Origin of the sequence: Microbacterium hydrocarbonoxydans (assembly GCF_023715885.1) — a bacterium.
GTDB classification, from domain to species: domain Bacteria; phylum Actinomycetota; class Actinomycetes; order Actinomycetales; family Microbacteriaceae; genus Microbacterium; species Microbacterium hydrocarbonoxydans_C.
Map to the genome: position 1 here is coordinate 1 of NZ_JAMBOY010000008.1, position 22,996 is coordinate 22,996.

The following is a 22,996-nucleotide window of genomic DNA, read 5'->3' on the forward strand; positions in this document are numbered from 1 at the left end:
CACGGCTTTGATCAGGATCTCGTACTTGGCCACCGTTCACGATGTCCTGAGACATCCCCGCGACACCAGATGAACTGTTCACGATGTCCCGAGACACCCGTTCACGATGTCCTGAAACCAGACACCCTCGTCTCCGCAGAGAATCCCTCGCTTCGGCGGGGGATTTCTGCGTTTTCGGGCTGTGAAATCCCCGGCCCCGAAAACAGCGATCCCCCTCACGGTTCGGGCCGTGAGGGGGATGCGGTATCTCGCTGTGTATGGGGGGCGAGCGGACGCTGTCCTGACATGGGATCCCCATCCCGCGTCGCCGATCCCCAGAACGGCCGGAAGCATTCGCTCCGTCGTTGGAGACGTTTCACCTTCCCATGCATCCGCATGGGGTTGCGCAATCTTTGTTCGCATCCACCAATCGAACGTCTAGCCGCGGCACTACTTGTGTCTAACCTCTACTAGCCAAAGGTCTAGGGTGCGGCTGTACTATCGACCAGCAGCCGCGACCTCCGCGCTCAGCTCCGCGGCCAGTCGCTGGTCAGGTACGCCTCGACGGCGCGATGCCGAAACGTGTACGGCTTGCCCCGGTCGATGATCCCGCGCACGGTGTCCAAGCGCTGCGCCGTCGGCCCGACCTCGGTCACCTTCGAGAAACCCATCGCCTCTGCGATGCGCGTAGCTGTGCGCTCGCTCGTGGGAAGGCCGGCCATCGCCTGCAGGAGCTGTCGCTCGCGCGGGGGAAGTCGCTCGAGTATTCGCTCGACATGCGCGGTGGCCTCGCGCTGTGCGCCGCGCCACCCCTGTCGGACCTGCGCCGCCGTGATGGTGGAAGAAGTGCCGGCGTACCATGCCTGCTCCCCGGCGAGTTGGAACAGGAACGGCTCACCGCGGCAGAGGTCGACGATCGCGGCGGCGGCGCCGGGCTCCATCCGCACTCGGCCCGCACTGCCCCCCGCATCGGCGACCTGCCATCCATCGAGCACGAACTCCTGCAGTGCTTCCGCGAGATCCTCGTCGTCGATCGCGGAGAGGGTGGTCGTCTTGAAGCGACGCGCGAAGGTCGCGCCCTTGCGTGCACCTGCCATGTCTTCGAAGTCGGGGAGACCCGTCAGGTAGACCGCGATCGGCAGCGAGCGACTGACTCGAGCACCGCCCGGCACCTCGACCTCGATCTCGTGGGACAAGGCGTCGCCGAGAGCGATGAGCAACTGGGAGAGCGCCTTCTCGTCGGTGATGTTCTGCACCTCGTCGATATGGATGAGTGCCACCACCCGTCCGTTCGCGACTGCCGCGGTCCCGACTTCCACAAGCAGTTCCGTCAACGCCGCGTACGGCTCGCGGCCGTCCGCCCCACGGAGGGTGAGCGAGATGCCGGAGACCGCGACGGCCTGCACGCGGGCGATCGCGTCGTTGATCCGCTTCTCCCGGGCGGAGGGGAGTCCGGCAGCGTTCGCGAGACCGAGCACCGCCTCGGCGACGAGCTTGAGCGGGTCGGCACCCGCCGGGATGCGGAGCTGCGGGGTGGCCCAGTCGCCGGCGCGAGCGGAATCTTGGGCGATGCGTCGCACGAGGCTCGACTTGCCCAGCCCGGGTTCACCGAGAATCGTCCGGCCGCGTTCCGGGAGTCCTGCTAGTCGGCGAGGCCGCACGACGTCGCGCCAGTCACTCAGCTGCTCGGTGCGGCCGGCCCAGACCTCCGGAATCGTGTCGGAGCCGGGACTGAAGGGATTGTCGAGAGCAGTGCGCACGGCGATAACATTATCAGCGATCGACCACCTTGATAAGGTTATCAGGCCGGGTGCCCAGAACCTCTCACGCAGATGGTCGCACAGGCACCTCAAGTGGCACCTCTTGCGGGAATTCGCGCGGAATCGCGGCAGGAGATGTCAACTCGACGGCGAGACCGAGAGCATGCTCAGCGGGTGATCTCCTCGAGCACCTCGATCACGTGGCGGTACGGTTTCCCGGTGGCCCGGCTCATGCCGAGCTCGCACGTGCGGTTGGCGGAGACGTACGCGTCGAACCCGCCCGCGCGCTCGGCCTCCGCGACCTCCGCGGATTCGACGGCGGTGGCGCTCGCGGTGAGCTCGGGGTGCAGCATCCCCCGGTCGCCGGCGAACGCGCAGCATCCCCATCCCTCCGGGATGAAGACGTCGTCGGCGACGGCGTTCGCGATCGCCGCGAGGTCGCCGTTCGCTCCCAGTGCCGTCGTGGAGCACGTCGGATGCACCGCGATGCGCGGCAGCTTCTGCGTGACCGCGAGCTTCGGCAGCAGCTCTCGAGCGACGTAGGTCGTGGCGTCCTCGATCACGATCCCCGCGTACTCCGGATGCTCCTCCGCGCGCTTCGTCAGCATCACGCGCAGGCCCTCGGTGCAGGATGCCGCGTCGCACACGACCGGGATCTCACCGCTGCGACTCGCCTCCCACAGGGCGGCCAGAACGCGGTCGACCATTCGCTCGTACCCCGCCAGGTGTCCCTTCGACTTCCACGGGGTGCCGCAGCAGAGTCCGCCCGCATCGGCGGGGATCGCGACCGACACCCCAACGCGGTCGAGCAGCGTGCGGACGGCGTCACGGGAGCCGATGCCGTGGTCCTCCGGACCGAACATGGTGCCGACGCAGGCGCCGAACAGCACGACCTGCGCGTCGGTGGGGCGCTGCTCCTTCGGCGCCGCCGATCCGCCGCGGGGCAGCGCCGCATCGTAGAGCGGCACGACGTCGTCGCCGAGGATGCCGCGGCCGATCGCCGTCACGCCGCGCACCAGGGGTGCAGGCAGGGCGTCGGCGACGGTCAGCGCGACGCCGCCCAGGCGGGTCACAGCGCCCCATCCCTTGGCCGCGGCATCCCACGCGGCGTTCTCGATCTTCGAGGCCTCCTCGGCGCGAAGCCTGCGCACGAGGTCGCCGGTGTTGATGTCGACGGGACAGGCGACGGCGCACATGCCGTCGACCGCGCACGTCTGCACGCCGTCGTAGTCGTAGTCGGCGTGCAGATCATCGAGGAGCGCCGTGTCGCCCTGCTCTTCGGCCCACGCCATGTCGCGCCTCAGAACGATGCGCTGACGTGGCGTGAGCGTGATGTCCTTGCTGGGGCAGGTGGGCTCGCAGTACCCGCACTCGACGCAGCGATCGACCTCCTCCTCCACCCGCGGCACGCGCTTGAGGTCGTGGAGATAGGACTCCGGATCGTCGGACAGCACGACGCCCGGATTCAGGATGCCGTCGGGATCGAGCAGGTGCTTGATCTCCCACATCATGTCGGTGAGGACGTCGCCGTACTGGCGCCGAACGAACGGCGCCATGATCCGTCCGGTGCCGTGCTCGGCCTTGAGGGAGCCGCCCTGCGCGAGCACGAGGTCGACGAGGTCCGCGGTGAAGCGGCGGTACCGGGCCAGGCTGTCCGGGTCGTCGAAGCGCTCGTTGAGGAGGAAGTGCACGTTGCCGTCCTTCGCGTGCCCGAAGATGACCGACTCCTCGTACCCGTGCTCGGCGAACAGCTCGATGAGCCGCTGGCAGGTGACGAGCAGCCGGTCGACCGGCACGACGATGTCTTCGAGCAACGCTGTCGTGCCCGACGGACGTGCTCCCGCGACCGCGGTGTAGAGGCCCTTGCGCACGTGCCACAGCGAGGCGCGCTCGGCCGCGTCGGTGGTGAGGCGCGCGGGCGTCGCGAGGGGCAGCTCGGCGAACGCGGCGAGCGCGGCGGTCGTCGCCATCGCCAGCTCGTCGGCGTCGGCGGCGTGCGTCTCGACGAGCAGCGCCGCCTGGTCGCGGACGTCGATGTCGGCAATCGCCGCGGGCACGTCGCTCAGCCCCTGCGCGACACGCAGGGACGCGGCATCCAGCAGCTCCACGGTCGCGAGGCCCTGGGCGACGAGCCCGGGCAGCGCGGCCATCGCGTCGGCGAGCGTGGTGAAGACGAGCAGCCCCGTCGCGATGCAGGGCAGCACCGGCACGGTGCGGAATCGTGCCTCTGCGACGAAAGCGAGAGTCCCCTCGGAGCCGATCACGAGGTGCTCGAGGATCTTTACGGGGTCGTCGAAGTCGAGGAGGGAGTTGAGTCCGTACCCCATCGTGTTCTTCATCGAGAACTGCTGCTGCACCATCGCGACGTGCGCGGGCGAGGCGCGAAGGCGGTCGCGGAGGTCGAGCAGGCCCGCGACGATGGCCGGCTCGCGCTCGCGCAGCACGTCGAGCGCGTCGGCCGCGCCCGTGTCGAGTACGGTCCCGCTCGGCAGGACCAGCAGCAACGAGTCGATCGTGCGGTACGAGTTCTCGGTGATGCCGCACGCCATGCCGCTGGAGTTGTTGGCGACGACGCCTCCGATCGTGCAGGCGATCTCGCTCGCCGGGTCCGGTCCGAGCTTGCGACGGTGGCGCGCGAGTCGGGTGTTGACCTGGCGGACGGTGGCGCCCGGCTCGACACGGACCAGCTCGCCGTCCTCCTCGACGGCGATGCCGCGGAAGGCGCTGCGGGTGTCGACGAGGATGTCGCCCGACACGCCCTGCCCCGAGAGGCTCGTGCCGCCCGATCGGAAGGTCATGGTGCGGCCGGCCTGCCGGACGGCGGCGAAGGCGCGCGCGACGCCGGCGGCATCGGTCGGCGACAGTACGGCGTCTGGGATCAGCAGGTAGTGGGAGGCGTCATGTGCGCGGGCGAAGCGGTCGATGGAGCGAACCGACACGGACGTCTCCGGCCCGAGGGTCTCGTCGGACAGCGGGTGCGCGAGCGTGGTGGGCATGGGGCTCCTTCGCCAGAGATTGTCAGACAAGAATACTGAGAAGCCTACCGTCCTCTACGCTGGTGCCATGACCTCCGAACCCGCCGACCGCCTGGGCGTCGTCGGCGTCGTGGATGCCGTCACCCACCGCCTACGCGACCAGATCCTTCGTGGCGAGATCGGTGCCGACACCGCGCTCACCGAGGCGAAGGTCTCGGCGACGTTCGGCGTGGCGCGGCCGAGCGCGAAGGCCGCGATCGAGCAGCTCGTGGCTTCCGGCCTTCTGGTGCGCACCGCGCACCGGAGCGCGCGTGTGGTCGCGATCGCCCCGGAGATGGTCCGCGACGTGTACCGCACCCGGACGCGGCTCGAGAGCGCCGCACTGCGCGAGCTCGCGCAGACGCGCACGGTGCCGGATGCCGCGCGAGCGGCCAACGCGGAGCTGCTCGCCATGCCCGCCTCCGCCGACACGGCGACGGTCGACCCCGACCTCCGCTTTCACACGGCCCTCATCGATGCGGTCGGCAGCGAGCGCACCTCGCGCATGTACCGCAGCGTGCTCGATGAGGTGCGACTCTGCATGACGCAGGTGCAGGGCAGACGACTGCTGGAGGCCGCGGCGATCGCGCGGCAGCACGAGGCGATCCTCGATGCGGTCGCGGCCGGCGACGCCGACCGGGCCGCGGCGCTGCTCGGCGACCACCTCGTCGCCGCGGAGGAGCGTCTCGTCGAGGCGCTGGTCGATTCCACGACGCGGTGAACTGCGCGTCGAGGGTTACGGCCTCGTCGAGCATCGGCACCTGATCGACTACCCGTCGAGACCGACGAAGACCCGCTGCCGATGTATGCCGGTGCGAGTCCGACTATGTTCGAAGCGAACATCTATTTTGTGTATATAGACAGACAGTGTGTAAGGTTTTCGTCATCACCCGCTTGCCCCCACAGCCAGGCAGTTCGAAGGAGAACCCGATGTCCGACCTCCACGCCGACGCGCCAGCGCGTGCGGCATCGCCCCTGACCTCCACGTTGCGAACCGGATCGATCGGTCTCGGCGGAACCCTCATGCAGTCGATCGCGCAGATCTCGCCCACGCTCGGCATCTTCTACACGATCGCCTTCACCACCTCGCAGGCCGGCGGCAGCGCACCTCTCACGTATCTCGCCGCATTCGCGCTGTGCCTGATGCTCGCGATCCCGCTCCGCGGCCTCGCACGGCACCTCCCCTCCGCGGGAGGCTTCTACACCTACGTGTCGAACGGCATCGGACCCCGCGCAGGGTTCATGACGGGATGGCTGTACGCGGTCATGGTCACGATCGTCCCCGCAGCACTCGCCTCTTTCACCGGCGCCATCCTGCACGACGCTCTGAGCGCCAAGTACGGCATCGGCGTGCCGTGGTGGGTCTACGCGGTGGTCATCCTGGCCGTGTGTTTCGCCTGCGCGTATCGCGGCATCGTGATCTCCATCAAGTTCCTGGTCGTCATGACGATCTTCGAGATGCTCGTCGGACTCGCGCTCGCCGCGTGGGGCGTCGTGAACCCGGGCCCGGGTGGGGTGAGTTTCGAGGGCTTCAACCCGGCAGGGATCGAGAACGGTTCCGGTTTCTTCCTCGCCGTCGTTCTGTCGATCTTCGCTTTCACGGGATTCGAGAGCGCCGCAGCGGTCGGCGAGGAGTCTCGCGACCCGAAGCGGATCATCCCGAAGGCGATCATCGGCTCGCTCATCCTCATCGGCGTGTTCTACGTCGTGACAGCATGGGGGCTGCAGATCGGCTGGGGAGTGGACGACCTGGACGCGCTGGCAGAATCCCCGACGGCCCCGGCCTTCGTTCTCGCCGACCGCGTCTTCGACGGCGGATCCCTCATAGTGCTCATCGCGCTCGTGAACTCCGGCCTGGGGGTCTGTATCGCGTGCACGACCAGCGCGACCCGCACGGTATACGGCATGGCCCGGACCGGGGCGCTCCCGACCGTGCTCGCCACCGTTCAGCCGAAGCACCGCACACCGGTCGTCGCGGTGTACGTGCAGTCGGCGCTCGCGCTCCTCGTCTGCCTCGCGATCGGGATCCCGATCGGTCCGTACAACCTCTTCAACGTGTTCGGCACCACCGGGACGTTCGTGTACATCCCGATCTTCGTGCTCATGAACATCGCGGCATACCGGTTCTTCCGCACCAAGCGCCCGGAGGAGTTCAATCCGTGGGCGTACGTGGTGGCACCGATCGTGTCCACGATCGCGCTGGGACTGATCGCCTTCTACAGCCTCAATCCGCTGCCCGCGTTCCCGATCTCGCTCGCGCCGTTCATCGCGCTGCTGTACATGGTGATCGGACTCGCGATCCTGTTCGGCCGCAATCTCCGCCCCGGAAAGCGCGCGTGGATGGCACAGGCGGGCGAGCTGCCTGATGTTGACTGATCTCGAGAAGTGTCACCCACCGACCGAGAGGACGACATCATGAACGCGGAGCAACGACAGCAGGAGATACTCGCGCAGCTCGCCGACCAGGGCGAGGTGAGCGTCGCCGACCTCAGCGCTCGCTTCGAAGTCTCCGAGATGACGGCTCGACGCGACATCATCCAGCTGGCGGCTGCGGGTCTGCTCGTCCGCACCCACGGCGGTGCGGTGTCCGCCGCGAGCCGCAGCTTCGAGCCGCTGTTCGCCCTGCGGAGCCGCACCAACGCCGACGCCAAGAGACTCATCGGTCAGGCCGTGGCGCGGGAGATCATCGACGGGCAGACCATCGTCCTCGACGGTGGTTCGACCGGGGTCGCGGTCGCCGAGGCGCTCGTGGGACGCAACCTCACGGTCTGCGCGCTGAACATCCGGGTCGCCGACATCCTGTCGGCGGATCACGCGACGCGACTGATGATCCCCGGCGGAATGGTGCGGACGGGCGAGTCCAGCATCGTCGGCTCGGACGCCGAAGCGGCGCTGCGGCGATATCGCTTCGACACCTACGTCATGACGGCGTCGGCGATCGACGTCGGCGCTGGACTGACCGAATGGAACGTCGAGGACGCCGCGGTCAAGCGTGCGGCGCGGGAGGTCTCCCGCCGCACGGTCGTCGCCGTGGACTCGTCCAAGTTCGGACGAGAGGCGTTCGCCCGCATCTGCGGCCTGGACGAGGTCGACCTCGTGGTGACCGACGCCTCGGTCGCGAGCACGCACAAGAACGAGATCTCGGCTGCGGGGGCCGAGCTTCTCATCGCCTGACCCCGCTGGTGGAACCATGAACACTTCTCTCCCCTCACACGTCGACACCCTGGTGATCGGCGCCGGACCCGGTGGATCCGCCTTCACGGGCGTCTTCGCCGCCGGAACCGACTCGACGGTTCTGCTGGTCGAGGCCGGGCCCGACTACGGCGCCCACGCCGACGGCCATTGGCCCGCCGACATGCTCGATGCTCGGACCATTCCGCTGTCGCACGACTACGACCTGCACACCACGCGCACTTCGGGAACCGGCACGCTCGACCTGCCGCGCGCCGCGATCGTCGGAGGATGCTCTGCGCACAACGGGTGCACGGCGTCTGTGAGCGCCCGCTTCGACTACGACGAGTGGGCAGCGCAGGGAAATCCCGGATGGTCGGCCGATGAGGTCGAGCCCCTGCTCGAGAGCGTGCGGGACGCGTTCCGCGTGCGGCGCTACACGATGGAGGAGCTGACCCCTCCGCAGCGCGCGTTCGTCGAGGCGGGACTCGCGGCGGGTCTGCCGTTCGCAGACGACCTCGACGACATCGAGGCTGCCGAGGGAATAGGTCCGATGCCCGTGAACGTGGTGGACGGCGTCCGATGGAACAGCGCCTTCGCGTTCCTCGACGAGGTGCGCGTCCGCCCGAACCTGACGATTCGCGGCGGAGCGCGTGTGCACCGCCTGACGTTCGAGGGCACGCGCGCGACCGGAGCCGAGATCGAGGTAGACGGCGAAGTCACGCTCGTCCACGCTGGACGCGTCGTCGTCGCCGCCGGCGCCTACCACTCGCCGGCGATCCTGCTGCGTTCCGGTGTCGGACCCGCGAACGAACTCGACGCGCTCGGTATCGACCTGGTCGCGGACGTGCCCGGCGTCGGCAAGCACCTCCTCGACCACGAGTGCGTGCAGCTGGACTTCGAGGGCCGTCCGGGCCTGCTGGACGAACTCGCCGCTCGTGGGTGGAGCCCCGACGAGCAGACCATCGGCCGTGCTCGCTCCAGCCTGTGCGACGACGGACCCTACGACATCCACGTGTTCATGGTCGCCGGAGCCAACAGTGGTCACCCCGGTCTGCCGCCGATCTCGCTTTACGGCGGTGCCATGCGCGCGCGGTCGGAGGGCACCGTCACATTGGCACCGGATCTCGACGTCGTGAACCCCGTGATCGATCACCGCTACGGCACCGATCCCGACGGACACGACCGCACCGTGCTCGGGGAGGCTCTCGCCTTGCTTGAGCGCATGGTCGAGCAGCCGGTACTCGCCGAGGTCCTCGGCCCGCGCGTGGGAGATTCCGACCCGCTCGACGACATCGTCAACTACTGTCACCCGGCCGGCACCTGCAAGATGGGCCCGGCCTCTGACCCGCTCGCCGTCGTCGACAGCACCGGACGCGTCCGCGGCGTCGACGGCCTCTACGTCGCCGACGCCTCGATCATGCCGTCGATCACCCGCGGGAACATCAACTTGCCGACCGCCATGATCGGCGCCAACATCGCACGACTCCTGCTTCGAGAGGACACCATCCGATGATGAACACATCACCGTTCGAACAGAACATCAGGGAGCAGCCCGAGGCGCTGCGCGCTCTCGCAGGGGAGGGGCCGGACGAGCGGCTCGCGCAACTCTGCGACCGTTCCTGGGAGCGCATCGTTCTCACCGGGATGGGCAGCTCGCACACGGTCGGTCTCCCCACCTGGCGGGCTCTGACACGCCACGGACGAGCCGCCTGGAACGTCGACGCCGGGCAGCTTCTCGATGCACCCGAGCTCATCACGCCCGACACGCTCGTGATCGCGACGTCGCAGTCGGGGGCGAGCGCGGAGATCGTCGAACTGCTCGATCGCGGAACCCGCGCCGGTGCACTCATCGGCATCGCGGCGGATGAAACGAGTCCGCTCGCGCAGGCCGCGGACCTCTACCTGCCGCTGCGCAGCGGTGAGGAGGCCACCGTGAGCACGAAGAGCTATCTCAACTCGCTCGTCGTACACCACCGGATCGCCGCATCCTTCGGTGCGATCGACGGTCTCGCGGTCGAAGCGCAGCTGACCGCATCTCCTCACGCCATCGAGGCGCTGGTCGACCTCGATCTGACGGGGATCGCGCAGAGCGCGCTGGCCGCACAGAGTCCACGTCTCGCGACGATCGGCTGGGCGGATTCCGCGGCGACCGCGCTGTTCGCTGCTCTGATCGGCAAGGAATCGTCGAAGGTCCCTATCGAGGGCTTCGTCGGGGGAGAGTTCCGGCACGGCCCTTATGAACTGGCGGGGCCCGGATTCACCGGCGTCTTCTTCGGAGCGTCCCGCGAAGATGTCGACGGGCCGCTCGGTCGCATCGTGCGCGACCTCCTCGCCTCGGGTGCCTTGGTGGTGCTCGTCGGCGATCTGCAGATCGAGGGCGCGACAACCGTCGATGCGCGAGCGGATAGATCGCTGAGCGCTCTCCTGGAGCAATCCGTCGTGGCGCAGAGGCTCGCGGTGGCGATCGCGCGCGAGAACGGCGTCGTGCCCGGGGCATTCGCGTACGGCAGCAAGATCACGGCGACACTGTGAGGCACCTATGACCGAGGATTTCCGAGTCGGTATCGATCTCGGCGGGACCGGCACCAGAGTTGCGCTCGTCGCGTCCGACGGATCCGTCGTCGACCGGCTGTCCTACGCGACGGCCACGGGGCGCGCATTCGCCGTGCGTGGCCTCATCGATGCCGTCCGCAGCGTGATCGGCACAAGGCAGGCCGTGTCGATAGGCATCGGTGCGAGCGGCCCGGTCGACCGCGCAGGCATCATCCGCAATCCGGCGACGCTCCCGGCCTTCACCGGGGTCGACCTGCGAGCCGTGCTCCGCGAGGAGTTCGATGTGCCTGTCGCGATCGACAACGACGCGGTCGCGGCCGCGGTCTACGAGTCGAAGGTCGGGGCGGCGGCCGGAGCAGAGTCACTGTTGATGGTGACGCTCGGCACCGGGGTGGGCGTCGCCGCGCTCTCGCGGGGTCGGCCTGTGCGAGGCGCTGATGGGGAGCATCCCGAGGCTGGGCATCGCTTCATCGAGGGGAAGACCGCAGCGTGCTATTGCGGGCGCTCCTCGTGTTGGGAGCAGGCGGTATCGCGCACGGCGCTGCAGAGCGCGGCCGAGACGACGAGACCCGAAGGCTCCGAACCTTCGGCGGCGCTCTCCGACCTCGCGGCGCGAGCGCGTGATGGCGACGACGACGCACGGTCGATTTTCGCGGAGTTCGGGCGGCTGCTCGGCGCAGGACTCGCTGACCTTCAGACGGTCTTTCGCGTCGATGCGATCGTGGTCGGCGGCAGTGCCTCTCAGTTCGCCGATCTCATCGGCGAGTCCGCGCGCCGCGAGTTCCGTCGTCTGGAGACTTATCGCTCGGAGCCGGCGCTCGCATACTCCCGCGCCGGGGAGTTCGGCGGTGCGGTGGGAGCCGCGTTGCTGCATCCGCGCTGGAGCGACGGCTCGTAGGGCGCGGCTCTGGAGCACGTTCACACAGAGACCCGCATCGGCGCAAGCCCGAGACCGCGAGCGCCGGGCGGTGGCAAGCTATGGTCATGAAGCTCGTCTCGTATGCAGGTCAGCAGCTGGTCACCACTGACGATGTCGCGGACGCCCTCGTGGTGCTGGCGGCGGCGATCGCGAACGAAGGTGAATCCGATGCACTGCAGATCCCGATCCTCGTGAACGGTCGGGAGGACACCGCCGAGCTCGTGGTGGGGCTGGGCAACGACGTCCTCGTGGGGCCGAGTGCCTCGGAAGGCGCCGACCCCGACTTCTCGGAGGACGCCGCCCGCCTTCGCGGACACCACAGGTTCCCGCGACAGGAAGCCGGCGGCGCGACCACGCCGCCGATGGAATGGGGCATCGACGTGATCGACGACCTCGACATCGATCTGCGTCCCTGACCGCGACTGCCTGCCGGACCCCAGAAAGGGAACCGATATGTCTGCGACGAAGGTGCTGTTCATCGGCGGGACGGGGATCATCTCGTCAGCCGCGAGTGCGCTGGCGGCGGAGCGCGGCATGGAGGTGACGCTGCTCAACCGCGGCCGATCGCAGCGTGAACCGGCCGAGGGCGTCGAAGTGCTGACCGCCGACATCGCCGACGACGCGGCTGTCGACGCCGCGCTCGCCGGCCGCGAGTTCGACGTCGTCGCCGACATGATCGCGTTCACGCCCGACCAGGTGCAGCGCGACATCGACCGCTTCGAGGGGCGCACGGGGCAGTACGTCTTCATCAGCTCGGCGTCGGCGTATCAGAAGCCGGTCGCGCACCTGCCGATCACGGAGTCGACGCCGCTGCGGAACCCGTACTGGCGATACTCGCGTGACAAGATCGCGTGCGAGGAGTTGCTGACGGCGGCGTACCGCGACCGCGGCTTCCCGGTCACCGTCCTGCGGCCTTCGCACACCTACGACGAGTGGACCATCCCGGCTTTCGGCGGATGGACGGCGATCGACCGCATCCGTCGTGGCAAGGAGATCGTCGTGCACGGCGACGGCACGTCGCTCTGGACTCTCACGCACTCCCGGGACTTCGCCGTGGGGTTCGTGGGCCTCTTGGGGAACCCGCTCGCCTACGGCGACACGTTCCAGATCACGAGCGATTTCGTCTACACGTGGAACGAGATCTACGGAATGCTGGGCCGCGCTGCCGGCGCCGAGCCGCGCCTGCGCTACGCCACGAGCGCCGCGATCGAAGCGGAGCTGCCGGATCGCGCGGGGCAGCTGACCGGCGACATGGCCCACTCGGTTGTCTTCGACAACACGAAGATCCGACGGCTCGTACCGGACTTCGCGCCCAGGATCGGGCTGCACACCGCTGTGCGCGAGATCATCGACCGGCACGACGCCCACCCCGAGCTGCAGCGGGTGGACCCCGCGGTGGACGCCGCCTTCGACCGACTGCTCGCCTAGTTCGGCGCGAGCACCGCGAGCACGTTGCCGGCCGGGTCCCTGAACCAGGCGATGTCGGGACCGCGACCCGGCTGTCCGTGAGAGATGCCCTTCGCGTCGGTGCCGAGCTGCGGGTCATCGTAGATCTTCGTGACCACGCCACGGGCGTTGAGCTCGTCGACCGCCGCCTCGACGTCGTCGACGGGGAAGTTGAGAATCGTGTAGCTCGCCGGCTCGTGGTTCGGCTTGGCGTAGACGAGGATCGAGCCGCCGCCGCCGCCGAGCGCGATGTCCAGGAATCCCATCTCGTTGGTGGTCACGTCCATCCCGAGGACGTCGCCGTAGAACGCTCGGGCTGCGTCGATGTCATCGACGCTGAAGCCGCTGAAAGCGTGGGTGCTGTTGAATGCCGTCATGCGTTCAGCATGCGCCTCCGGCGAGTCGGTGTCCACCCTCCATCCGATGCTCCGTGCGGGTGGAATCGTCGCGGAGACTCATTACTTCCGCATGGAGGTTTCTGCTAGTCTGACCGCGGGCAGAACGTGCTGCCCGCTCCCGCACTACGAAGGAAGGTCACCGTGGCCCTGCCAGAAGCATCGGTCCAGCTGTACACGCTCGCGGCGGAGTTCTCCGCCGACATGGAGGGCTCGCTCGACAAGCTCGCCGCGATCGGGCTGCGCAACGTCGAGGCGTTCGACTTCGTCGGTCGCCCCGACCAGATCCGCGCCGCGCTCGACGCTTCGGGCCTCGCCTCGCCGACCGGCCACGCGCCGCTGCTGTCGGACGAGCTGTGGACGCCCGACGGCTCGATCCCGACGCCCGCGCCCGAGGTCGTCTTCGAGGCGGCCGCAAAGGTCGGGATCAAGACGGTCATCGATCCGTTCGTGCCGACCGACCGCTGGCAGACGCTCGAGAGCGTGACCGACATCGCCGAGCGGCTCAACACGCTCACCGAAACCGCCGCAGGGTTCGGACTCGAGGTCGGCTACCACAACCACGCCCAGGAGTTCGTCGCGGACTTCGACGGTCAGACCGCCTACGAGCGCTTCATCGCCCTCACCGACGAGCGCGTCGCCATCGAGCTCGACCTGTACTGGGCTCTCGTCGGCGGGCAGGATGTCACCGCTCTCGTCTCGCTGCTCGGGGATCGGCTCGTCGCCGCCCACGTCAAGGACGGCATCGCGCCCGCGAGCAACCCGTTCGCGCCGGGCGCCGAGAGCTTCGGCTCCGAATCGCTCGACCAGCGCCACGCCGGCACGGGTGACGTGCCCCTCGCCGAGGCGCTGCGCGCGGCATCCGACCTGAAGTACGCGGTCATCGAATACGACAACGCCCCGGGCGACGTGTTCGCCGACATCGCCGCGAGCTACGCGTTCCTCGTCGAGGGAGGTTTCGCCCGATGAGTGCGGTCGGCATCGGCATCATCGGCGTCGGAGTCATCAGCGATACCTACCTGCAGAACCTCTCGTCGTTCCCCGACACCGAGGTGCTCATCGTGGGCGACCTGCTGCTCGACCGCGCCCAGGCGCAGGCCGAGAAGTACGGTGTTCCGGCGTTCGGTTCCGCGGAGGACGTGCTCGCACACCCTGGCGTCGACCTCGTCGTGAACCTCACGATCCCCGCCGTGCACATCGAGGTCTCGCGAGCCGCGATCGCCGCCGGCAAGCACGTCTGGACCGAGAAGCCTCTCGGTCTCGACCGTGACGGGGCGGCGCTGCTGCTCCGTGAGGCCGAGGCTGCCGGGCTGCGTGTCGGATCCGCTCCCGACACCCTGCTCGGCCCCGGATTCCAGGCGGCGCGTCGTGTCATCGAGAGCGGCGTGATCGGGCGCCCGTTGTTCGCGCAGACGACGTTCCAGACGCAGGGCCCCGACCTGTGGCATCCGAACCCCGGGTTCCTCTTCGCGCAGGGAGCCGGCCCGCTGCTCGACATGGGCCCCTACTACTTCTCGGCGCTCGTCAGCCTGCTCGGCCCCGTCGATCGCGTCGCGGCCGTGGGCTCCAAGGCGCGCGAGGAGCGCGAGATCCACACCGGGCCGCTGGCTGGCACGACGTTCCCGGTCGAGGTGCCGTCGACCATCCAGATCGTGACGGCGTTCGAGGGCGGCGCTCAGGCGCAGAGTCTGCTGAGCTTCGACTCGGCTCTCGAGCGTCACGGCATCGTCGAGATCCACGGCACCGAGGGCACGATCGTGCTGCCGGATCCCAACACCTTCGCCGGCCGCATCGCCTACGTGAAGCCGCTCGGCGTCATCCGCGACGGCATGTCGTTCCAGCAGGAGTGGATCGAGGTCGAGCACGACGACGTCGAGGTGGGCCGAGGTCTCGGCGCGCTCGACATGGTCCGTGCGATCGCCGAGGGGCGCCCGCACGTCGCCTCGGGCGACCTCGGGTACCACGTGCTCGACGTGCTGCTCTCGGCGCAGGAGTCCGCGCTGTCCGGCACGACGGTGGCGGTCGAGAGCACTGTGGCACCTGTGCCGCTGCTGCCGGAGGGCTTCGATCCCTTCGCCGCAACGCTCTGACGTCTGTGGTCCCTGCGGGTCCGTCGGCTTACGCCGGCGGGCCCGCTCCGTCTTTCAGCGGGGGTCGCGGCTCCCGGCGAGCAGGGCGTCGAGCATCCCCAGCGCGGCCTCGTGGTCGACCGACGGGTCGAGCAACCACTGCGTCTGAAGGCCGTCGGACGCGGCGATGACGAGCGACGACACGAGCACGGCATCCAAGTCTCCACGGATCTCGCCCGACGCCTGCAGCTCTCGCACCCGCTCGGCCATCTGCTCGCGCAGGCGCGAGAAGCGCTTCGTCGCGAATTCGTACGCCGCTGGGTGTCCCTCTTCGAGCGCGTTCGCGACGAGCGTCGAGTAGAGCTGCACGAGTCCGGGGATGTTGCGGTTCTCCTCGGCCGACACGCGCATCATCATGGCCGGACTCAGGCCGGAGGGCTCGGGATGCTCGGTGTCGTTGCGCCGCTCCGACTCGCGGTACACGGCGACGAGCAGCTCTTCCAGCGATCCGAAGTAGTGGGTGAGGGCGGCGTGGGTCACGCCGACCTCTTGCGCGATGGCCCGCAGGCTCGTGCGCTTCGACCCGCGTTTCGCGAACACCTCGATGGCCTTGTCGAGGATCTCCTGCCGGCGGGCGATGCCCTTCGCGTAGCGCCCCGGACTGCGGGTCTCGTCGTCGGAGGGAGCGGCCATGATCCCGATGATACTCACGCGGAGGCGAAAACCTCCGATTGGAGGTTCGGATGCTACGCGGGGCGCACCTGGTTCACGAGCGGCTCCTCGGCGGCGAGACGGGCGACGTTGTCGTCGATGAGACCGCTCGCCCCAACCGGGCGGTTGCCCGCCACGTGCGGCGTGATGAAGAGGTTCGGCGCGCTCCAGAGGGGGTCGTCCGAGGGTAACGGCTCCGCCTTCGCGACATCGATCGCGGCCGCGCGGAGGTGCCCCGATCGCAGCGCGTCGGCGAGGGCGACCTCATCGACCGTGGCGCCGCGACCCACGTTCACGAAGGCGGCTCCCTCGGGCAGGGCAGCGAAGACGGCGCTGTCGAAGAGGTCGGCGGTGGAGTCGGTCGCGGGCAGCAGCGAGACGAGGATGTCGGTGTCTGCCAGCACGGCGTCGGCGTCGGCATCCGCGTGCACGGGGAAACCGGCGCGGTCGCCGGCGCTGCGCGCGATGCCGCGCACCTCGGCGCCGAGCCGCCGCAGCACCGGGGCGAGAGTCGTGGCGATGGATCCGAATCCCCAGATGGTGACGCGGGCCCCCGAGAGCGTGAACTGCGCCCGCGTCCCTGATGCGCTCTGCTCCTCGTTGTACGCCTCGTCCCACCGGTGGTCCCGCTGCGCGTCGCGCAGGCGGTCGAGTCGACGCACGACCGCCAGGATCAGCGCCAACGTGTGCTCGGCCACGGGACCGTCGTGCAGGGAGCGCCCCGAGCATATGCGCACCTCGGGGGCGAAGCCCGACCGCAGGACGACATCGGCCCCGGAAGCCAGAGCCTGCACGAGTCGCAGCCGGGGCAGCTGACCGGCGGCCTTCTCGAGCCACGCGCCCGAGTTGTGCCAGACGACGAGCACCTCGGCGTCGCGGTGCTCTTCGGGGATCTCACGCGTGATGTCGTAGACGACCGCTTCGGCGTCTCCGCTGAGCTGCAGGTCGATGGTGTCGGGGATCAGGATCTTCATTTCGCCTCCGGTTCCACCGTAGTCATGCGGCGTCGTCTGGACGTCACCGCGTTTCGTCTCGCTCCGCTCGCTCAACGACCGACGGGGTGCTCCGGGACTCGCCACCCCGCCGAGGCCCACCACCCCCGCCGAGACCCACGCTCCGCGACGTCGTTCGTGGTGGGTCTCGACGCGCGTGGTGGGTTTCGGGGCAGGGAAACTTCGCTCGCCCGACGACCCGCGCGGGCACAACTCCGTCTCGGGTGCTCCCGGCCGCGGGCTAAGCGACGATCGCTGCGGCCTGCTTCCCCGCGCCCAGCGCGACGTACTCGCCGGGCTCCGGCACCTCGACCGGCAGCCCCAGCACGTCGGGTGCGATGTGGCGCACGGCCTCCGACTGTGCGCCGCCACCGATGAGCAGCGCGCGATCGAGAGGGATGCCGAGGGCCCGGAGCGCGTCGAGGCCGGCGCCGAGTCCGCGCAGCATCCCTTCCACCGCCGCCCGCGCGAGATTCTCGCGTGTGGTGGAGGCGAGCGTCATCCCGCTCAGGGTCGCGGTCGCGTCGGGCAGGTTCGGAGTGCGCTCGCCCTCGAAGTACGGCAGCAGTGTGAGTCCGCCGGCACCGGGCTCCGCAGCGAGCGCGAGAGCGCTGAACTCGTCATGCGTGACGCCGAGCAGAGCGGCGGTGACGTCGACCACCCGGGCGGCGTTGAGCGTCGCGATCAGGGGCAGGAAGAGTCCGGAGGCATCCGCGAAGCCCGCGACCGTACCCTCGGGGTCGCGCACCGGTTCGCGACTCACGGCGAACACCGTGCCCGAGGTTCCGATCGACACCACGACGTCGCCGGGCTCAGCGCCCAGCCCGAGCGCGGCACCCGCGTTGTCGCCGGCTCCCGGGCCGACACGGCGCCCCGCGGCATCCGTCACCCATTCGTCGGCGCCGAGCACACGAGGCAGGATCGCATCGTGTCCGAGCGCCGCCACGAGCAGCTCCCGGTCGTACTCGCCGGTGGCGGGGTTCCAGTATCCGGTGCCCGAGGCGTCCGACCGGTCGGTCACGAGCTCGTCGAGCACGGGGTTCTCCGGGCCGAAGCCGCGCAGACGCCAGGTCAGCCAGTCATGCGGCAGTGCGACGGCGGCGACCCGCGCCGCGTTCTCCGGTTCGTTGTCACGCAGCCAGCGGAGCTTGGTGATCGTGAACGACGCCACCGGGACGAGGCCCGTCCGCACCGCGAGCGCCGCCGCGCCGAACTCGTCGATCAGGTCTGCCGCTGCTCTGGCCGAGCGGGTGTCGTTCCACAGCAGTGCGTCGCGGATGACGTGTCCCTGCGCGTCGAGCGCGACGAGGCCGTGCTGCTGGCCGCCGATCGACCAGGCGGCGATGTCGTCGAGCGAGCCGGCCTCCGCGACCGCGTCCTGCAGTGCACTCCACCAGGCCTCGGGGTCGACGGAGGTACCGTCGGGGTGAGCGGCGCGACCAGTGCGGACGACCGCACCGGTCGCACTGTCGACGACGACGACCTTGCACGACTGGGTCGACGAGTCGACCCCGAGCACCAGGGGCATGGCGATTAGCGGGCGCCGAGCAGGTGCTCGGTGGCGAGCTGCTGCAGACGCACGAAGCCGAAGCCCTTGCCGCCGAAGTACGCGTTCGCGTCGAAGTCCTCGTAGGCGCTGCGGTCGGCGAGGAAGTCGTCGTACGACTCGCCCTCGGCGAGGGTCGGCGTCGAGAGCTCGTCGACGCGGGCGGCGGCCAGAGCTTCCTGCACCTCGGGGTCGGAGCGGAAGGCGGCGGCCCGCTCCTTCAGCAGCAGGTAGGTGCGCATGTTCGCGGCTGCCGAGTCCCAGACGCCGTTCTCGTCCTCCGTGCGACTCGGCTTGTAGTCGAAGTGACGGGGACCGTCGTAGGCGGGCACGCCACCGGGGCCGCCGTTCTCGAGCAGGTCGACGAGCGCGAACGCGTTGTGCAGGTCACCGTGGCCGAACACGAGGTCCTGGTCGTACTTGATGCCGCGCTGGCCGTTGAGATCGATGTGGAAGAGCTTGCCGTGGTACAGCGCCTGCGCGATGCCGGCTGCGAAGTTGAGTCCAGCCATCTGCTCGTGACCGACCTCGGGGTTGAGGCCGACGAGCTCCGGGCGCTCCAGTGAGTCGATGAACGCGATCGCGTGTCCGAGAGTAGGGAGGAGGATGTCGCCGCGCGGCTCGTTCGGCTTCGGCTCGATCGCGAAGCGGATGTCGTAGCCCTTGTCGGTCACGTAGTCGCCGAGCAGGTTCACGGCCTCGCGGTATCGCTCGAGCGCAGCCCGGATGTCTTTCGCCGAGTCGTACTCCGCGCCCTCGCGACCGCCCCACATGACGAAGGTCTTGGCGCCGAGCTCGGCGCCGAGGTCGAGCTGGCGGAAGACCTTGCGCAGCGCGTAGCGGCGCACGTCGCGGTCGTTGGAGGTGAAGCCGCCGTCCTTGAAGATCGGCGCGCTGAAGAGGTTGGTGGTGACCATGGGGACGACGATGCCGGTGTCGGCGAGAGCTCCCTTCAGGCGGTCGATCTGGGTCTGCCGTTCGGCGTCGGTCGAGCCGAAGGCGAAGAGGTCGTCGTCGTGGAAGGTGAGTCCGTACGCGCCGAGCTCGGCGAGATTCTCGACGGCGTGCACGACGTCGAGCGCGGGGCGGGTCGGACCGCCAAACGGGTCTGCGCCGTTGTATCCGATGGTCCAGAGGCCGAAGGAGAACTTGTCGTCGCGAGTGGGGGTGGGCATGGCTGCTCCTGTGCAGGTCATCGAATAAGTTGTGTCTGACAACATATCTCATGACAGAGGGAGCGTCCACCCCCTACAGTGAAGGGATGCCGTCTCCGACGAGTCCCGCCACCGGAACCCGCCCGCACAATCTGGCGCGCGTCCTGCGGCTCGTCCACGAGGAGGGCGCGCAGTCCCGCGCGGCGCTCACCGAGCGCACCGGACTCAATCGGTCCACGATCGCCGACCTCGTCGCGGAACTCGTCCGACGCGGGCTCGTCGATGAGCGCGTGCCCGAGGTGCCGGGGCGGGTAGGGCGCCCGTCGCCGGTCGTCACGGCATCCGCGCGCGTCGTCGCGATCGCCGTGAACCCCGAGGTCGACGCGATCGAGATCGCCGCGGTCGGGCTGGACCGCAGCATCCTCGTCCGTGAGCGGATCGACAACGACACCGTACCCACGCCCGAGGCAGCCGCCGCCGTGGTCGCCGACCGGATCGCGGCCTGGCGCGCCGATGCTCTGGCCGGCTGCCGCATCGAGGCCGTCGGCATCGCGGTGCCGGGGCTCGTCCGCGCGAGCGACGGGGTGGTGCGCAACGCTCCGCACCTGGGGTGGGTCGACGTGCCGCTCGCCGAGCTCGTACGCGCGGCGACCGGGGTGGCCGTGGTGGTCGACAACGATGCGACGCTCGGTGCGATCGCCGAGCACCGCTATGGGGCAGGCCGGGGCATCGACGACCTCGTGTACCTCAACGGAGGGGCTTCGGGCATCGGCGGCGGGCTCATCATCCACGGCATCCCGGTGACGGGAGCGGGCGGATACGCCGGCGAGTTCGGTCAGAACCGTCCGCGCATCACCGACGACGCCGATCGCCGCACGGCCGACGGGGTGCTCGAAGCGGAGGTGAGCCGGCGCCTCCTGCTCGATGTCACCGGTCTCGATCAGGCCGACGACGACACGCTCGACCGTGAGCTCACGGCATCCGATTCCTCCGAGGTCGAAGCGGAGGTGGTGCGTCAGGCGCGCGTGCTCGCGAGCGCGCTCGCCAATGCGGTGAACGTGCTGAATCCGTCGGTCGTCGTGCTCGGCGGCTTCCTCGCGACGCTCGCCGACCTGCATGGCGAGCGCCTTGCAGACGACGTGGCCGCGCTGGCGATGGCGGAGAGCGCCGAGGGGCTGGAGATCCGACCCGCTGCCCTCGGGGCGGACCGCCTGTTGATCGGCGCCGCCGAGCTCGCGTTCGCCGAGCTGCTCGCCGACCCGGGCGAGCGAGGCTGAGGTTCTCGCACCGTGAAGGTCGTGGATCTCGTCATCATCGCTTCGCTCGTCGTCGGGGGCGTCGTACTCACCTGCTGGCGATTGGTCGTGGGAGACAGATTCACCCCGGCGCGGCTGTTCAGCGGCATCGCCGCGACCGTCTATTGCGCCGGTCTGGTCTTCTTCACCTTCCTTCCCCTCAGCATCGGTCCTTCCGAGTATGAGAAGCCGTGGTGGATCTGGATCGGCGTCGTGCCGTTCCAGGACCTCGTCGACGACCCGATCGGGCTGATGCTCAACGTGGCGCTCTTCGTGCCCCTCGGCATCCTTGCGCCGCTCCTCCTGCGCACGTCGACCTGGCTGCGGACGGCTCTCGTGGGACTCATCGTGAGCGGCACGATCGAGATCGTCCAATTCATCGGCGATATCACCATCAGCCCGGGCCGCGTCGCGGACATCGATGACCTCATCACGAATGTCCTCGGAACGGTGGTGGGTTATCTCCTCCTGCGCCTGGCCATGCTCGTCACTGCGCTCCGCCGTGTCGCAGATCTGGTCTCGTGGCCCTCACCGGGTGCGACTGACCGCCACGATGAGGAGTCGCTATCGATTCCGGGATCGGGATCGGGCTCTTCTCTGTCCACGTGATCGCCCCCGATCGCATCGGACGCGGATGATCGGGTGCAGGGATACGCTCGAGCCGCACGATGGTGAGGAAAGGAGGACCTCATGATCGGAACGCTCAACGCGCTGGTGGATCGGATTGAGGCAGCAACGGGCGATGAGCTCGATGTCGCGGACTTCGCCCGAGCGCACAGCACGACCGAGTACCACCTGCGCCGGATGTTCTCGGCGCTCGCGGGCATGCCGCTCTCGGAATACATCCGTCGGCGGCGCATGACGCTCGCGGGCGCGGAGCTGGCCGCGGGGGCGCCGAGTCTGCTCGACGTCGCTGTGCGACACGGCTACGGATCGGTGGAGGCGTTCGGTCGGGCATTCCGTGCCGTGCACGGCATCTCGCCGGCGGACGCGCGCCGAGATGGGGGACCTCTCCGCACACAACCCACGCTCCGGTTCCGCCTGAGCGTCGAAGGGAGAAGTCCGATGGACGTCACCATCACCACCGCATCCGAGCTCGTGCTCGTCGGGCATGCCGTCGAGGTCCCGCTCATCCACGAGGGTGTGAATCCGCACATCCAGCAGCACATCGCAGGAATCCCCGCCGAAGAGCATGCCCGGCTCAAGGCGCTCAGCTCCGCGGAGCCGCGCGGCATCCTCGCCGTCACCCGTGACACTCCGCCGGACGCGCCGGAGGGCACGATGCTCACCTATCTGCACGGAGTCTCCATGCCGGCGGATGCCGAGGTGCCGGCCGATCTCGACGCGATGCGCGTCGACCCGGGAGCATGGGCGGTGTTCACGGCGAGCGGCCCGTTCCCGGAGACGCTGCAGAGCCTCTGGGCCGCGACGGCGACCGAATGGTTCCCGTCGAACCCGTGGCGTCTGCGGCCAGGGCCGTCGATCGTGCGCTACCTCGAGTTCACGGGAACGCATGCCACGTGCGAGCTGTGGTTGGCAGTCGAACCGGCGTGAGGGTGGAGGCCGGGGTGCTGTCCACCTGCCGGATGGCCCGGCCGCGGGCTGACTAAGCTGGCGCGATGGCTGCTCCCGAGAAGATCAGCTCTTCGGCGACCGGATGACAGTCCGGCTCCCTAGCGCCGACGGCTACGTCGCCAGTCTGGTCCGTGAGGAGCAGACCCTCGCGATCCTGGGCTCCCGCTTTCGCGTCGCCATCCCGCGCGTCGTCGCGTCGGGGCTCCCTCGCCGGTCCTCGGCCGACCGTGGTCCGTTCGGCAGTGGATCGAGGGGCGGACTCCAATCGCGGTGGACCGGCTGAGCGCAAGAACAGGCAGCTATCGATGACCGCCGTTGACGACCACGGCCGGTCCGCTGAAGCGACCTGAGAGAGAAGGCAGATCAGCCTTGCCGAAAACGATCGTTTGCGGCAAGGGTGCGGGTCGTACGTCC

20 protein-coding genes are annotated in these 22,996 nt (G+C 69.0%); 13 read left to right on the forward strand and 7 right to left on the reverse strand.

The window, feature by feature from the left end; translation table 11 throughout:
- Window positions 1-506 precede the first annotated feature (506 nt).
- Together M3195_RS16265 and M3195_RS16270 are read right to left on the reverse strand one after the other, a co-directional pair.
- A complete protein-coding gene (locus M3195_RS16265; RefSeq protein ID WP_251589103.1) occupies window positions 507-1,739 on the reverse strand; it encodes an ATP-binding protein in 1,233 nt (410 codons plus the stop codon).
- A gap of 167 nt (window positions 1,740-1,906) precedes the next feature.
- The gene (locus M3195_RS16270; RefSeq protein WP_251589104.1) at window positions 1,907-4,735 is read right to left on the reverse strand and encodes an FAD-binding and (Fe-S)-binding domain-containing protein; all 2,829 of its coding nucleotides are present in this window, start codon (window positions 4,733-4,735) and stop codon (window positions 1,907-1,909) included.
- 67 nt (window positions 4,736-4,802) lie between these two features.
- On the opposite strand from M3195_RS16270, the gene M3195_RS16275 reads away from it, so the two are divergent.
- The 8 genes from M3195_RS16275 to M3195_RS16310 all read left to right on the forward strand — a co-directional run bounded on the left by M3195_RS16275 (window position 4,803) and on the right by M3195_RS16310 (window position 12,827).
- Window positions 4,803-5,474 carry a GntR family transcriptional regulator gene (locus M3195_RS16275; protein WP_251589105.1) on the forward strand — a complete coding sequence of 224 codons (672 nt, stop codon included), beginning with the start codon at window positions 4,803-4,805 and terminating at the stop codon, window positions 5,472-5,474.
- A gap of 209 nt (window positions 5,475-5,683) precedes the next feature.
- A complete protein-coding gene (locus M3195_RS16280; RefSeq protein ID WP_251589106.1) occupies window positions 5,684-7,129 on the forward strand; it encodes an APC family permease in 1,446 nt (481 codons plus the stop codon).
- 39 nt (window positions 7,130-7,168) lie between these two features.
- Window positions 7,169-7,927 (forward strand): DeoR/GlpR family DNA-binding transcription regulator, encoded by a 759-nt coding sequence (locus tag M3195_RS16285; RefSeq protein ID WP_251589107.1) that lies wholly within the window; start codon window positions 7,169-7,171, stop codon window positions 7,925-7,927.
- A gap of 16 nt (window positions 7,928-7,943) precedes the next feature.
- Entirely contained in the window at window positions 7,944-9,440 is a 1,497-nt protein-coding gene (locus M3195_RS16290; protein ID WP_251589109.1) for a GMC family oxidoreductase, read from the forward strand.
- Window positions 9,440-10,459, forward strand: a complete 1,020-nt coding sequence (locus tag M3195_RS16295) for an SIS domain-containing protein (protein ID WP_251589111.1) — start codon at window positions 9,440-9,442, stop codon at window positions 10,457-10,459. The genes M3195_RS16290 and M3195_RS16295 overlap by 1 nt, the downstream gene beginning before the upstream one ends.
- A gap of 7 nt (window positions 10,460-10,466) precedes the next feature.
- The gene (locus M3195_RS16300) at window positions 10,467-11,378 is read left to right on the forward strand and encodes an ROK family protein (RefSeq protein WP_251589114.1); all 912 of its coding nucleotides are present in this window, start codon (window positions 10,467-10,469) and stop codon (window positions 11,376-11,378) included.
- A gap of 86 nt (window positions 11,379-11,464) precedes the next feature.
- Entirely contained in the window at window positions 11,465-11,815 is a 351-nt protein-coding gene (locus M3195_RS16305; protein ID WP_251589115.1) for a hypothetical protein, read from the forward strand.
- Between the two features lie 37 nt (window positions 11,816-11,852).
- Window positions 11,853-12,827 carry an NAD-dependent epimerase/dehydratase family protein gene (locus M3195_RS16310; protein ID WP_251589117.1) on the forward strand — a complete coding sequence of 325 codons (975 nt, stop codon included), beginning with the start codon at window positions 11,853-11,855 and terminating at the stop codon, window positions 12,825-12,827.
- Here M3195_RS16310 and M3195_RS16315 read toward each other — a convergent pair.
- Window positions 12,824-13,222 (reverse strand): VOC family protein, encoded by a 399-nt coding sequence (locus M3195_RS16315; protein ID WP_251589119.1) that lies wholly within the window; start codon window positions 13,220-13,222, stop codon window positions 12,824-12,826. The genes M3195_RS16310 and M3195_RS16315 overlap by 4 nt on opposite strands.
- Window positions 13,223-13,384: 162 nt before the next feature.
- On the opposite strand from M3195_RS16315, the gene M3195_RS16320 reads away from it, so the two are divergent.
- Complete coding sequence (locus M3195_RS16320) at window positions 13,385-14,209, forward strand: sugar phosphate isomerase/epimerase family protein (protein WP_251589121.1); 825 nt, start codon at window positions 13,385-13,387, stop codon at window positions 14,207-14,209.
- Complete coding sequence (locus M3195_RS16325; protein ID WP_251589123.1) at window positions 14,206-15,330, forward strand: Gfo/Idh/MocA family protein; 1,125 nt, start codon at window positions 14,206-14,208, stop codon at window positions 15,328-15,330. The genes M3195_RS16320 and M3195_RS16325 overlap by 4 nt, the downstream gene beginning before the upstream one ends.
- A 54-nt stretch (window positions 15,331-15,384) precedes the next feature.
- Here M3195_RS16325 and M3195_RS16330 read toward each other — a convergent pair whose 3' ends face one another.
- The 4 genes from M3195_RS16330 to xylA form a co-directional block, all read right to left on the reverse strand.
- Window positions 15,385-16,002, reverse strand: coding sequence for a TetR/AcrR family transcriptional regulator (locus M3195_RS16330; protein ID WP_251589125.1), 618 nt, complete (start codon window positions 16,000-16,002; stop codon window positions 15,385-15,387).
- 53 nt (window positions 16,003-16,055) lie between these two features.
- Complete coding sequence (locus M3195_RS16335; RefSeq protein ID WP_251589128.1) at window positions 16,056-16,994, reverse strand: NAD(P)-dependent oxidoreductase; 939 nt, start codon at window positions 16,992-16,994, stop codon at window positions 16,056-16,058.
- Window positions 16,995-17,253: 259 nt separating this feature from the next.
- Window positions 17,254-18,540 (reverse strand): xylulokinase, encoded by a 1,287-nt coding sequence (gene xylB / locus M3195_RS16340; RefSeq protein ID WP_251589129.1) that lies wholly within the window; start codon window positions 18,538-18,540, stop codon window positions 17,254-17,256.
- A gap of 5 nt (window positions 18,541-18,545) precedes the next feature.
- Window positions 18,546-19,733, reverse strand: a complete 1,188-nt coding sequence (xylA, locus tag M3195_RS16345; RefSeq protein ID WP_251589130.1) for a xylose isomerase — start codon at window positions 19,731-19,733, stop codon at window positions 18,546-18,548.
- Between the two features lie 86 nt (window positions 19,734-19,819).
- Between xylA and M3195_RS16350 the strand changes: the two genes are divergently transcribed.
- The 3 genes from M3195_RS16350 to M3195_RS16360 all read left to right on the forward strand — a co-directional run bounded on the left by M3195_RS16350 (window position 19,820) and on the right by M3195_RS16360 (window position 22,561).
- Window positions 19,820-20,989 carry an ROK family transcriptional regulator gene (locus M3195_RS16350; RefSeq protein ID WP_251589131.1) on the forward strand — a complete coding sequence of 390 codons (1,170 nt, stop codon included), beginning with the start codon at window positions 19,820-19,822 and terminating at the stop codon, window positions 20,987-20,989.
- Between the two features lie 12 nt (window positions 20,990-21,001).
- The gene (locus tag M3195_RS16355; RefSeq protein ID WP_251589132.1) at window positions 21,002-21,616 is read left to right on the forward strand and encodes a VanZ family protein; all 615 of its coding nucleotides are present in this window, start codon (window positions 21,002-21,004) and stop codon (window positions 21,614-21,616) included.
- 81 nt (window positions 21,617-21,697) lie between these two features.
- Window positions 21,698-22,561, forward strand: a complete 864-nt coding sequence (locus tag M3195_RS16360; RefSeq protein ID WP_251589133.1) for an AraC family transcriptional regulator — start codon at window positions 21,698-21,700, stop codon at window positions 22,559-22,561.
- The last annotated feature ends 435 nt before the right edge of the window (window positions 22,562-22,996 follow it).